Below are 13,081 nucleotides of genomic sequence, written 5' to 3' on the forward strand. Positions count from 1 at the left end.
ATTGAAATATGGAAGAACAAGACATCGTGAGATCCCTGGCCGCGCTGGCCCAACCGGTGCGCCTGCAGGTGTTCCGCGCGCTGGTGGTGGCGGGCCCCGCGGGGCTCACGCCCGGCACGCTGGTCGAGGCGCTCGACGTGCCGGCCACCAGCCTCTCGTTCCACCTGAAGGAGCTGGCCCATTCGGGGCTGGTGACGCAGGAGCGCAGCGGCCGCAACCTGATCTACCGCGCGGCCTTCGGGCAGATGAACGCACTCATCGGCTATCTCACCGAAAACTGCTGCCAGGGCGAGGCTTGCCTGCCGCAGGCTTGCGCGTCGTGCTGAATCCCGCCGCCACCGCCACTGCTGCACCGCCCGCAGCGCCGCCCGCCATCGGCTTCTTCGAGCGCTACCTCACGGTGTGGGTCGCGCTGTGCATCGTGGCGGGCATTGCGCTGGGCCAGTGGCTGCCGGGCGTGTTCCGCGGCATTGCGTCGCTCGAGGTGGCCAAGGTCAACGTGCCGGTGGGCGTGCTGATCTGGGTGATGATCATCCCGATGCTGCTGAAGATCGACTTCGCGGCGCTCGGGCAGGTGAAGGCGCACTGGCGCGGCATCGGCGTCACGCTCTTCATCAACTGGGCCGTGAAGCCGTTCTCGATGGCGCTGCTGGGCTGGATCTTCATCCGCCACGTGTTCGCGCCGCTGCTTGCGCCCACGCAACTCGACAGCTACATCGCGGGCCTGATCCTGCTGGCGGCGGCGCCCTGCACGGCGATGGTGTTTGTGTGGAGCCAGCTGTGCAGGGGCGACCCGTACTTCACGCTGTCGCAGGTGGCGCTCAACGACGCGATCATGGTGGTGGCCTTCGCGCCGGTGGTTGCGCTCTTGCTCGGGCTGTCGTCGATCACGGTGCCCTGGGACACGCTCTTGACCTCGGTGGGCCTGTACATCGTGGTGCCGGTGGTCATTGCGCAGCTGCTGCGCAAGCACTTGCTCAAGAAGGGCACGGCCCGCTTCCAGGCGGTGGCGGCGCGGCTCGGGCCGTGGTCGATCTCGGCGCTGCTGCTCACGCTGGTGCTGCTGTTCGCCTTCCAGGGCGAAGCCATCATCCGGCAGCCGCTGGTGATTGCGCTGCTCGCGGTGCCGATCCTGATCCAGGTGTTCCTGAACTCGGGGCTGGCCTACGTGCTCAACCGCAGGCTGGGCGTGGCGCACTGCGTGGCCGGCCCGTCGGCGCTGATCGGCGCGAGCAATTTCTTCGAGCTCGCGGTGGCCACGGCGATCAGCCTGTTCGGCTTCCAGTCGGGCGCCGCGCTGGCCACGGTGGTGGGCGTGCTGATCGAGGTGCCGGTGATGCTGCTGGTGGTTTCGGTGGTCAACCGGTCGCAGGGCTGGTACGAAAAAGGCGTGCGGGCCGCCTGACCGTCCGCAGGGCGTGTTCTCCGACATGGGCCGGTGGGCTTTGGGGCCATGATCGGCCACGCATGAAGATCGCGACCTACAACGTCAATGGCATCAACAGCCGGCTTGCGCTTGTGCTGTCCTGGCTGGCCGAAGCCCGCCCGGACGTGGCCTGCCTGCAGGAGCTGAAATCCCCGGACGAGAATTTTCCGGCCGCGGCCATCCGCGAAGCGGGCTACGGCGTGCTGTTCCATGGCCAGCGCGCATGGAACGGCGTGGCCATTCTTGCGCGAGGCAGGGACCCGATCGAAACCGGCCGCGGGCTCGACGGCAACTCCGAGGACAGCCAGAGCCGCTATCTCGAAGCGGTGGTGAACGGCGTGATCGTCGGCTGCCTGTACCTGCCCAACGGCAATCCGCAGCCCGGCCCCAAGTTCGACTACAAGCTCGAATGGTTCGAGCGGCTCAACGCCCATGCGCGCCTTCTCTACGGCTGCGGCATGCCGGCGGTGCTGGCCGGCGACTTCAACGTGGTGCCCACCGATGCGGACATCTACAACCCGGCTTCATGGCAGGACGATGCGCTGCTGCAGCCGGAAAGCCGCGCGGCCTTCGCCCGCCTGCTGAAGCAGGGATGGACCGACGCGATCCGCACGCGCCACCCCCGCGAGGCGATCTACACCTACTGGGATTACTGGCGCAACCGCTGGCCGCGCAATGCGGGCCTGCGCATCGACCACCTGCTGCTCAACCGCGAGCTCGCACCCTTTCTGGCCGATGCGAACGTGGACCGCGAGGTGCGCGGGCGCCCTGGAGCGAGCGACCACGCGCCGGCCTGGGCCCTGCTCGACCTGCCCGCCGGTTGATCAAAGGAGGCGGTTGTGAACAAAGGGGTTACATTTACGTACTTATCAAGCCGCCTGAACGACGCGTCCCCTTTCCCGCGAGATCCACTCCAGTGACCATCGGAACAACGGCGGATGCCTGCTTTCCCGGCTTCGACAGCGGGTTCGTCATGGCTTTCCAGCCGATCGTGGATTTCCAGCGGCGCGAAGTGTTCGCGCACGAAGCCCTGGTGCGCGGTACCTCGGGAGAGGGCGCCTTCGAGGTGCTCTCGCGCGTGAACCCGCGGCTGCGCTTCGCCTTCCACGAGGCCTGCCGCGTGAAGGCCATCGAAACCGCTTCGGCGCTGGGCATGGAGTCGCGGCTGAGCCTCAACATCCTGCCCAACGACGTGGCGGGGCATCAGGACGAGTGCTTCCACACCGCCATGCTGGCCGCGCAGCGCTGCAACTTTCCGGTGGACCACCTGATGTTCGAGATCACCGAGGGCGAACGCGTGGCGGACCTGCCCGCGCTGGCGTCGGTGTTCCGCACCTACAAGGACTACGGCTTCACCTCCGCCATCGACGACTTCGGCGCCGCCTATGCGGGCTTCGAGCTGCTGGCCGGCTTCCAGCCCGACGTGGTGAAGATCGACATGGGCCTGGTGCGCAACATCCACAACGACGCGGTCCGGCTCAGCATCGTGAAGGGCTTCGTGGGCACCTGCGGCGAACTCGGCATCCGCGTGGTGGCCGAAGGCGTCGAGGCCTCGGAAGAGGTCCATGCGCTGCGCGCGCTGGGCGTGGACCTGTTCCAGGGCTTCCTGTTTGCGAGGCCCGGCATCGCCATGCTGCCGGCCGTGGCGTGGGACGCGGCCTGAGACTGCAGCAGCTCAGGCGTTGCTGGTTGCGCGGACTTCCTCGATGGTGGTCTGCCCCGACAGGACCTTGCCGATGCCGTCCTGGCGCAGCGTGCGCATGCCCTCGCGCAGGGCGGCTTCCTGCAGTTCCTCGGCGCGCGCGCCGCTTTGCACCAGGCGCCGCAGCGTCCTGGAGATCACCATCAGCTCGTGGATGCCGACGCGGCCGCTGAAGCCGGTGTTGTCGCAATGCGTGCATCCGGGGCTCGAAAAGGCCTGCAGCCGGCCGTCGCGGCCGTACTGGCCGAGCCAGCCGCTGCGCACGGCCTCGCGTTCGGCCGGCGTCTCCTGACCCGCGAACGCGTGCATGTAGTCGGCCAGCAGCTCCTCGATTTCCTCCGGGCGCATGGGGCGGCTCTGCAGGCAGTGGCTGCACAGGCGGCGCACCAGGCGCTGCGCCAGCACCGCGAGCAGCGAGTCCGCGAAGTTGAAGGGGTCCATGCCCATGTCCAGCAGCCGCGTCACGGTTTCGGGCGCGCTGTTGGTGTGCAGCGTGGAAAGCACCAGGTGGCCCGTGAGCGAGGCCTCGATCGCCGTCTTGGCCGTTTCCTCGTCGCGGATCTCGCCGACCATGATCACGTCGGGATCGGCGCGCACGAAGGCCCGCAGCGCCTTGGCAAAGGTCCAGTCGATGCGCGGATTCACCTGCACCTGGCGCAGGCCGGGCTGGGTGATCTCGATCGGGTCTTCGGCGGTCCAGATCTTTCGCTCCGGCGTGTTGATGTGCATCAGGGCCGAATGCAGCGTGGTGGTCTTGCCCGAGCCCGTCGGCCCGACGCACAGCACCATGCCGTAGGGGCGCTCCACCGCCTTGGTGAGCTCCGAGAGATTGCGCGGCGAGAGCCCGAGCTTGTCCAGCGCAATCGGCTTGGCCGAGGCCAGGATGCGCATCACCACGTCTTCGAGCCCGTTGGCCGTGGGGATGGTGGCCACGCGCAGCTCGATGCGGTGCTGCGGCGAGTACTTGGCGAAGTTGATCTTGCCGTCCTGGGGCTTGCGCTTTTCGCTGATGTCCAGGTCGCACATGATCTTCACGCGCGCGACCACCGCGTTGCGGTAGCTGGCCGGCAGCTCCAGGTGGGTGTGCAGCCGCCCGTCGCGGCGAAACCGGATGCGAGTCTTTTCCTTGCCCGGATAGCTCTCGATGTGGATGTCCGACACGCCTTCGCGGTGCGCGTCCACGATCATGCTGTTGATCATCCGCACCAGCGAGTTGTCCGACTGCTCGATGGCCGTTTCCTCGATGGTTGGTGCGGGACGCTCCTTCTCGAGCGTGACCAGCAGGTCGCTGGTGCCCAGGCTGGTGCCGGTGCCCGGGCCGGGGCTGCTGCCGGGGCCCGCGCCGCCCATGTCGAAGTCCAGCGGCCGCGAGGGGTCGTGCACGACGGTCGGGTCGGCCGATTCGGTGCCGATCTTGCCGTAGGCCTTGTAGAGCACGGTGTCCAGCACCAGGCATTCGCCGATCACCGGCACCACCTTCCTCTGGGAGATGAACTCCACTTCGTCGATGGCCGCATGGCGGCTGGCCGGATCGTCGAGCGCAAGGATGAGGCGCCCATCGTGGATCATGAGCGGCATCACCTGCAGGCGGCGGGCCACGGCATGGCTGATGGTGCGCAGCGCGTCCACGGCCACCGGGAACTCGTGCAGGTTCACGAGCGGATAGCCCATCTTGCGCACCAGTGCCGCCTGCAGCTGGGCCCGCGTCACCACGCCCATGCGAACCAGCGTCTCGCCCAGCGGCACGCTGCGGTCCAGCTGCTGCTGCTCGAGGCCGGCGCGCAGCTGCTCTTCCGTGAGCATGCCCAGCGCCATCAGGGCCTGGCCGATGCGCAGGATGGGCATGCGGCTCTGGACTTCCAGTGCGTGCAGCAATTGCTCGGGCGTGACGACTTCGGTGGGGGACATGAAATGATTTCTCCTGTGAAGGGGATTCTGAGGCCGCCAGGGCGGGCTTGTCAGCAGGAATGCGCGCCCCGCCACCTGCAATGGCAATGGGCAACCACTACCAAAGTTCTCAATCGGAGAAGCCGAAGGTGTTGCGCCCCGCAGCCTTGGCGCGATAGAGCGCGGCGTCGGCGCGTGCCAGCAGGTCGGCGGCACCGGCCGAGGCGTCCGCGGCCTTGTGGAAGGCAATGCCGATGCTGGTCGTGACGTTCAGGCTGCGGCCGTCCAGCTCGAAGGGGACGGTGCCCACCCGCTCGACGATCTTTCGCGCGACGGCCACGGCGGCTTCCCGCGTGTGCACGTTCTCCAGCACGACCACGAACTCGTCGCCCGCCAGCCGCGCCACGGTGTCGGTGCTTCGCACGCTGGCCAGCAGGCGCTGCGCATATTCCACCAGCACGCCGTCGCCTGTCGCGTGGCCGAGCGTGTCGTTGATGGTCTTGAAGTAGTCGATGTCGAGGAACAGCACCGCCAGCGCGTTGCCCGAACGCTGCGCGCGCGCGATGGCGCCGGGCAGGAACTCGTTGAAGGCGAGCCGGTTCGCGAGGCCGGTGAGCGTGTCGATGCGCGCCAGGTCGATCAGCTTGCGCTCCACCGCCTTCAGGGCGCTGATGTCCAGGCTCAGCGAGAAGATGCCACGCGTGCTGCCGTCGGGGCCGATGTCGGGCACGTAGCTCACGCGGGTGGTGCGGTCGGCGCCCTGGGTCCTGGTCTGCGCCTCGAACTCCACGCGCTCGCCCGCCAGCGCGCGCGCGATCATGGCCTTGCGCGAGAGATACAGCTCGGGGCCCGCGACATCGCCGACATGGCGGCCCAGGATCTCGGCCGGCTCCACGCCGAGCCATTCGCGGTAGGTGGCATTGGCAAAGGTGATGTTCTCGTCACGGTCGATGTAGGTGATGAGTGCCGGCAGGTTGTCGGTGATGGTGCGCAGGCGCCTTTCGCTTTCGGCTTGCCGCAGCTCCGCGCGCTTGAGCGCGGTGATGTTGAAGGTCATGAGATAGAAACCCACGAGCCCGCCCTGCGGGGCCATGTCGGCAACCAGGTTCACCTGGAAGAAGCCATCCTTTCCATGCAGCGGCGCATGCACCGGAAAGCGCACCGACTTGCCCTCGCGCACCAGCGGAAGATAGGGCCGGATCTGACGGTGCACTGCCTTGCCCAGCGCCGAGCGCAGCGTGACGTTCTCCAGCGGGCCGCTGCCCAGGCCCGCCATCTGCCGCGCGCGGCTGTTGGCGAAGAGGCAGTTCTCGTTGCTGTCGAAATAGCCCACCAGCGCCGGGATGCTGTCGGTCACGTCGCGCAGCCGCTTCTCCTGCTCGGTCAGGGCCTTGCGTATGTTCACCTCGTCGGTGATGTCGAAGGTCATGGCGAACACGCCCTGCACCACGCCGTTCGCGTCGCGGTCGGGAATGTAGTGGGCCTTGAAGGTGCGCTCGCCGATGCCCAGCGCCGGATCGCCGGACTTCTCGACCACCACCGTCTCGCCGGCCAGCGCGCGCTCGTAGGCCGGCGCCACGATGGCAAAGTCCGACGGGCCGCGAACCTCCGGCATCAATTGCCCCACCATCGCCCGGTCCTTGTGCAGCGCCTTCACCTGGGCATTGACGAAGGTGTATCTCAGCGAGGAATCGACGTGCGAGACCAGCGCCGGGATGTTGTCCGCAATGACGCGAACCTGCGCTTCGCTGTGGGCCAGGCTGAATTCGATGCGCTTGCGCTCGGTCACGTCGGAGGTCATGGCGTAGTAGCCGCGGACCTGCCCGGCCTGGTCGCGGTCGGGAATGAGCTCGGTCTGGAAGTAGCGGTCTTCCTCGCCGCGCTTCGCTTCGCCGCGGCTTTCGAAGCTCACGGCCTCGCCGGCCAGCACGCGCCGCACGGCGGCGTCCACCGTCTCGTCCTCGCCGATGTTCTGCGCCGTGCGCCCGATCAGCTGGGCTGCGCCGCGGTCGAGCTTCCTGCACAGCGGGGCGTTCACGAAGGTGTAGCGGCCCTGCGCATCCACGTGCGACACCAGCGCGGGCAGGTTGTCGGTGATGTCGCGCAGGAACTTCTCGCTCGACTTGCGCTGCTGCATCAGCGTGTCGAAGGTGCGCGCGAGATCGCCGATCTCGTCGTGCCGGTAGATGCGCGGCACGGCCGTCTGCAGGGCCGGGTTGTCCACGTCCAGCATGTGCCGGTGCAGGTGCCGAAGCGGCGTGAGCTGCTGGCGCACGAAGCCCAGCACCGCAGCACCCGCGAGCATGGCGAGCACCACCGTGCCGATCCATGCCGAGCGCTCGATGGCGTCGACCCGGGCGAAGGCTTCCGTGCTCGGGTACATGGACCCCAGCACCCAGTTGGTCTGCGGGATGCGCTTGAAGGCGTAGAGGCCGTGCACGCCCGCATGGTTGAAGCCTTCGGTCGCGCCTTCGTAGCCCTCGATCGGGCGCTCGATCTCGGGATTGCCGACCCCCTTCAGGCCCGTCTGGTTGATGATGCGCTCGGTGCGCGGATGGTCGATCACCACGCCTTCCGTGCTGGTGATGAACAGGTAGCCCGTCTCGCCGAATTTCAGGTCGGCGAGCTCGCCCAGGATGTTCCGGTCCTTCAGGTTGATGGCGCCAGAGATCACGTACCGCACGTTGCCGGCGGCGTCCAGCACCGGCTCGGTCATGGCGATCTGCGCCAGGCCGGTGAGCCGGTTGAGGTAGGGCTCGGAGATCACGCCGGCGCGGGCCGCGAGCGTTTGCTGGAAGTACGCACGGTCCTTGATGTTGACCTTGCCGGGCTGCTGCGCGCCGCTCAGGCTCGCGACCAGGTCGCCCTCGGCCGTGAAGAAGGCGACGTTGCTGAAAGCCTTGCGCAGCGATGGGTGCTTTTCGAGAAAAGCCTGCAGCGCCGGCGTGTCGGGAAACTCGTTGAGCGCCGTGCTGTCGGCGAAGGTCTCCAGCAGCGTGCGGCGGCTGACGAACTTCTGGTCGATGGTGTTCGCAATGGCCGACAGGCGGGCGAAGGCTTCGCTTCCGATGGAGGCCTTCATGCTGGTCTTGACCAGCTGCAGGGCGACCGTCGCAATGGCCAGGGTGGCCGCCAGGACGACCGCGGCGATGCCCAGGCCGAGGCGTGTGTTCAGGCTGATGCGGATGTTCCGAAGACCGGGCAATTTCATTGGCATGGACGTGCACCGCGACGAGATCCGCGCTGCGCCTGCACGTAGTGTGTCACGTAGTGTGTCAGAAGCGGGGAACGGGCCGCTTCGCGCAATCCCGCATGCGCCGCCAGCCCATGGCGCACCCTCACATCTCCTCGCGCTTGAGAAGATAGTCGAGCGGGCCGACGCGGAACCACCGGTAGCCGTAGGGCTCCAGCAGCATGCAGTGCTTTCCCTTCGAGTTGGCGCGGCTGTGCGCGTTGGAGAGCAGGTTGATCAGCTGCCCGCCGTGCCTGCCGAGCGCCTTGGCGCCGAGCTTTATTTCCAGCGGGCTGTCGCCCAGGTTGTGCACGAAGACCGCCGCGTTGCCGCGCCATTCGTAGCGCATGACGAGCACCGCGCGCTCCTCGTTGGGAACCACCTCGAAGTCGCCCCAGCCGATCTCGGGCACTTCCTTTCGCATGCGGAACACGCGCTCCATCCAGTTGAGCAGCGACTCGGGGTCGCGCCGCTGCGCCGCCACGTTCACATGCTCGAAGCCGTAGGCACCACCCGTGATCACCGGCAGCACCGGCTTGGAAGAGGTGGTGAACCCGCCCTGGCGCTCGGTGGACCACTGCATCGGCGTGCGCGCGCAGTTGCGCTCCGGCAGGCTCAGGTCGTCGCCCATGCCGATCTCGTCGCCGTAGCGGACCACCGGCGTGCCGGGCAGGGTGAGCATCAGGCTGTAGGCCAGCTCGAGGCGCCGCCGGTTGCCGCCGAGCATCGGTGCCAGCCTGCGGCGTATGCCGCGGTCGTACAGCTGCATGTCCTTTTCGGGGCCGAAGGCGGCGAACACGCGCTGGCGCTGTGCGGGCCGCAGGCGGCCCAGGTCGAGCTCGTCGTGGTTGCGCAGGAAGATGCCCCACTGCGAGGTCGCGGGGCGCGCCCGGGTCGCCTCCAGCGCCTTGGCCAGCGGCCGCGCGTCGGCCACGGCCATCGCATAGAAGAGGTGCTGGTTGACCTGGAAGTTGAACATCATGTGCAGCCGCTCGCCCTCGTCGCCGAAGTAGGCCATGTTGGTGCTGGGCAGCACGTTGGCCTCGGCAAGGATGATCGCGTCGCCCCGGCGCCACTGGAGCAGTTCGCGGAACTGCCGCAGCATGTCGAACTTCTCGGTCGGGCGCACCACCCTCGGGCCCTTGGCGCCGATCACGAAGGGCACGGCGTCCATGCGGAAACCCGAGACGCCCATCTGGGTCCAGAAGCCCATGATCTTCAGGATCTCCGCCTGCACGTCGGGGTTGGCGGTGTTCAGGTCGGGCTGGAATTCGTAGAAGCGGTGGAAGTACCAGCGCCTTGCGAGCTTGTCGAAGGTCCAGGTCGATTTCTGCACGCCCGGGAAGACCACACCATCGGTGTAGCGGGCCGGCTTCCTGTCGGACCACACATACCAGTTGTGATACTTTGACTTGCGGTCCCTGCGTGCCTGCTGGAACCACGGGTGCTGGTCCGAGGTGTGGTTCACCACCAGGTCCATCAGCACGCGCATGCCAAGGCGCGAAGCCGAGTGCGTGAATTCGACGAAATCGCCGAGCGTGCCGAAGCGGGGATCGACGTTGTAAAAGTCCGAAACATCGTAGCCGTCGTCCTGCCTCGGCGATGGATGGAAGGGCATCAGCCACAGGGTCGTGACACCCAGGCCGTGAAGGTACTCCAGCCGCCGTGTCAGCCCCTCGAAGTCGCCGCAGCCGTCGCCGTTGGAGTCCATGAAGGTTCCCACGGAGAGGCAATACACCACGGCGTTTTTGTACCAAAGGTCGTTGATCATGCCGGGGAACCTCCTGAAGATCGGAGCCTCGCAAACACGGAACACACGAAAGGAAACCCGATGTCGGCCGATGCTTGGTGGAAGAACGGAATCGTCTATCAGATCTATCCGCGTTCATTCCAGGACAGCGACGGAGACGGCATCGGCGACCTGCGTGGCATCCGCAAGCGGCTCGATTATCTGGTCGAGCTTGGCGTGGATGCCGTCTGGATATCGCCGATCTACCCCTCACCAATGGCCGACTTCGGGTACGACATATCCGACTACTGCAACATCCATCCGCGCTTCGGAACGCTCGAGGACTTCGACGCGCTCGCGGCGGAGTGCAAGGCGCGCGGCCTGAAGCTGGTGCTGGACTTCGTGCCCAACCACACCTCCGACCAGCACCCGTGGTTCGTGCAGAGCCGCGCCTCGCGCACCAGCCCCAGGCGCGACTGGTACCTGTGGCGCGACCCGGCACCCGGCGGCGGCCCGCCCAACAACTGGCTCAGCAATTTCGGCGGTCCCGCGTGGACCTTCGACGAAGCCAGCGGCCAGTACTACTGCCACTCCTTCCTGAAGGAGCAGCCCGACCTCAACTGGCGCAACCGGGAGGTGCGCGAGGCAATGTACGAGGTGCTGCGCTTCTGGCTGCGGCGCGGCGTGGACGGTTTCCGCATCGACGTGCTCTACCACCTCATCAAGGACGACCAGTTCCGCGACAACCCGCCCAACCCGTCGTTCCAGCCGGGGCAGGATCCTTCGCACCGGCTGCTGGCGCTCTACACGACGGACCGGCCGGAGATGCAGGACATCGTGTTCGAGATGCGCCGCGTGGTCGATGCGTTCAGCAGCGAGGCTTCGGCGCGCGTGCTGATCGGCGAGCTTTATCTTCCGCTCGAGCGGCTCATGGCCTACTACGGGCTCACGTCGGAAGGCCTGCTGCAGGGCGTGCAGCTGCCGTTCAATTTCCAGCTCATCGCGGCGCCGTGGCATGCGGCCGAGATCGACCGCATCGTGCGCAGCTACGAAGCGGCGCTGCCGCACGGCGCGGCGCCCAACTGGGTGCTCGGCAACCACGACAAGCCGCGCATCGCGAGCCGCGTGGGGCAGGAGCGGGCGCGGCTCGCGGCCATGCTGCTGCTCACGCTGCGCGGCACGCCCACGCTCTACTACGGCGACGAGATCGGCCTGACCGACGTTCCCATTCCGCCCGATGAGGTGCAGGACCCGTTCGAGAAAAACGAGCCGGGCAAGGGCCTGGGGCGCGATCCGCAGCGCACGCCCATGCAATGGAGCCGGGCCCACATGGCCGGCTTCACCGACGGCACGCCGTGGCTGCGCCTGGGCGGCGACTGGGGCATGCGCAACGTCGAAGCGCAACTGGCCGATCCGGCCTCGATGCTGCAGCTCTACAGGAAGCTCATCGCGCTGCGCCGCAAGGAACCCGCGCTGCACGAAGGAACCCACGAACAGCTCCACGCCGGCGACGACGTGCTGGCCTATGCAAGAGCATCGGGAACGCGGCGGCTGATCGTGCTGCTGAACTTCTCGACCTCCGACACCCGGATCGCGGCCGAGCTGCTGCCGCGCGAAGTGGTCGTGCTGGCCTCGACGCATCCTGAGCGCACCGGAACGGTGGCGGGCGAGCTGGTGCTGCAGCCGCTGGAGGGCGTGATCGTCGCGCAGTGATCGGTGCGTGAAAGCGGCGCGTGAACGCGACGCGGCTACTGGCCCGAGGGATAGGTCTCGGGCACCTCCGCGTCCGTTGCGGCCGCATCGCGCTCCAGCGGCTCGACCGCGCGGCTCTGGTCGAAGTGCAGCAGCGCATCGAACTGCACCGGCAGCCGCGCGAAGAAATAGTGGCTCTGCCGTTCGGTCTCGGGCCGGTAGATGACGCCAATGGCGCGTTCGAGCCGCGGCTCCCGCAGCGCGAAGAAGTGGCTTCCTTCGCCGCGCAGCGGCAGCATGAAGCGCTCGAGCCCGGTCTCGTGCATGAGGCCCTCGTAGCTGTCCTCGCGCGAGGGAAGCACCTGCTTGCGTTCGGCGGCCGCGCCCCAGTCGGAGGCCGCCATCACGCTGCCGGTGTGCGTGGTGAAGCCCACCAGCACCGCATCGCGGCCCTGGCGTTCGCGCACCAGCTGGCCCACGTTGAGTTCGCCGCGGCGCTCGCCCATCTCGGTGGCGCGCGCATCGCCCAGGTGCGAGTTGTGCGCCCACACCACGATCTTCGGACGATCGCTCGCGCGCCACAGGTGGCGCTCGATCTCGCCCAGCGTCTCCACCATGTGCCGGTCGCGCTGGTTCCAGGAGGACACGTCGCTCAGGTACATCGAGCGGTAGTAGGCTTCGGCGTTCTTGACGAGGCGCGCGTTCTGCTCGGCGTTGAAGGCGTCTTCCTCATTGGCCGCGCTGCCGCTGCGCCATGCTTCGCCGGCGGCGCGGCGCATCTCGACCAGCATCTCGACCACCTCGCGCTGGCAGGAGGGCGTGTTGCCGAGGCCGGCCATCAGGCCGTAGACCTGTCCGCCGTCGCCGAAGCGGTCGAAGCATGCGTATCGCTCGCGGGCGCTGCGCGCCGCCACGGGATCGGTGCGGTCGAAGTAGCCGAGCACGGCTTCGATGGAGGCGTGCAGGCTGTAGAGGTCCAGGCCGTAGAAGCCGGTCTTGCCCTGCGGCGGGCCCGCGTCGTTGAAGGCGCGCTGCCATTCGATGAAGCTCGCGACGTCCTCGTTGCGCCACATCCAGGTCGGAAAGCGCCGGAAGCCCGCGAGCGCTTCGCGCGCATTGGCGTCGCTGCCGGCGCCCCGCACGTAGCGGTTCGCGCGATAGGCATCGGGCCAGTCGCCTTCGATGGCCACCGCGTGGAAGCCTTTCTCGGCCAAGAGGCGCCGCGTGATGTCGGCGCGTGCCGCATAGAACTCGTGCGTGCCATGCGAAGCCTCGCCGAGCAGCACATAGTGCGCATCGCCGATCAGCTCGAGCAGCGCGTCATGGTCGCTGGAAGATCCGTCCATCGGATGCGCCACGGCACGCAGCGCCTCCGCTTCGTTTGAAATGCGTGAGGGATTCATCGTCCACGGT

General features: G+C 67.4%; 9 protein-coding genes. 5 read left to right on the plus strand and 4 right to left on the minus strand.

The window, feature by feature from the left end; all coding sequences use genetic code 11:
- Window positions 1–8: 8 nt before the first annotated feature.
- The 4 genes from ACAM58_RS10035 to ACAM58_RS10050 all read left to right on the plus strand — a co-directional run bounded on the left by ACAM58_RS10035 (window position 9) and on the right by ACAM58_RS10050 (window position 3,089).
- Window positions 9–326, plus strand: coding sequence for an ArsR/SmtB family transcription factor (locus ACAM58_RS10035; RefSeq protein WP_369664407.1), 318 nt, complete (start codon window positions 9–11; stop codon window positions 324–326).
- Window positions 323–1,405: an ACR3 family arsenite efflux transporter gene (gene arsB, locus ACAM58_RS10040; protein WP_369664483.1), complete on the plus strand. Its 1,083-nt coding sequence runs from the start codon at window positions 323–325 to the stop codon at window positions 1,403–1,405. The genes ACAM58_RS10035 and arsB overlap by 4 nt, the downstream gene beginning before the upstream one ends.
- A gap of 62 nt (window positions 1,406–1,467) precedes the next feature.
- A complete protein-coding gene (locus ACAM58_RS10045) occupies window positions 1,468–2,250 on the plus strand; it encodes an exodeoxyribonuclease III (protein WP_369664408.1) in 783 nt (260 codons plus the stop codon).
- Window positions 2,251–2,342: 92 nt separating this feature from the next.
- Complete coding sequence (locus ACAM58_RS10050; RefSeq protein ID WP_012747097.1) at window positions 2,343–3,089, plus strand: EAL domain-containing protein; 747 nt, start codon at window positions 2,343–2,345, stop codon at window positions 3,087–3,089.
- Between the two features lie 12 nt (window positions 3,090–3,101).
- Here the strand turns inward: ACAM58_RS10050 and ACAM58_RS10055 are convergent, their stop codons facing one another.
- The 3 genes from ACAM58_RS10055 to ACAM58_RS10065 all read right to left on the minus strand — a co-directional run bounded on the left by ACAM58_RS10055 (window position 3,102) and on the right by ACAM58_RS10065 (window position 10,018).
- Window positions 3,102–5,036 carry a GspE/PulE family protein gene (locus tag ACAM58_RS10055; RefSeq protein ID WP_369664409.1) on the minus strand — a complete coding sequence of 645 codons (1,935 nt, stop codon included), beginning with the start codon at window positions 5,034–5,036 and terminating at the stop codon, window positions 3,102–3,104.
- A gap of 109 nt (window positions 5,037–5,145) precedes the next feature.
- Complete coding sequence (locus ACAM58_RS10060) at window positions 5,146–8,232, minus strand: PAS domain-containing protein (protein ID WP_369664410.1); 3,087 nt, start codon at window positions 8,230–8,232, stop codon at window positions 5,146–5,148.
- 121 nt (window positions 8,233–8,353) lie between these two features.
- On the minus strand, window positions 8,354–10,018 hold the full coding sequence (locus ACAM58_RS10065; protein WP_012747100.1) for an alpha-amylase family protein: 1,665 nt from the start codon (window positions 10,016–10,018) through the stop codon (window positions 8,354–8,356).
- Between the two features lie 60 nt (window positions 10,019–10,078).
- Between ACAM58_RS10065 and ACAM58_RS10070 the strand changes: the two genes are divergently transcribed.
- A complete protein-coding gene (locus tag ACAM58_RS10070) occupies window positions 10,079–11,689 on the plus strand; it encodes an alpha-amylase family glycosyl hydrolase (RefSeq protein WP_018902902.1) in 1,611 nt (536 codons plus the stop codon).
- A gap of 35 nt (window positions 11,690–11,724) precedes the next feature.
- Here the strand turns inward: ACAM58_RS10070 and ACAM58_RS10075 are convergent, their stop codons facing one another.
- Window positions 11,725–13,071 carry an erythromycin esterase family protein gene (locus ACAM58_RS10075; RefSeq protein ID WP_369664411.1) on the minus strand — a complete coding sequence of 449 codons (1,347 nt, stop codon included), beginning with the start codon at window positions 13,069–13,071 and terminating at the stop codon, window positions 11,725–11,727.
- Window positions 13,072–13,081: the final 10 nt, after the last annotated feature.

The sequence above is a fragment of the Variovorax sp. V116 genome, from assembly GCF_041154435.1.
Lineage (GTDB): Bacteria > Pseudomonadota > Gammaproteobacteria > Burkholderiales > Burkholderiaceae_C > Variovorax > Variovorax paradoxus.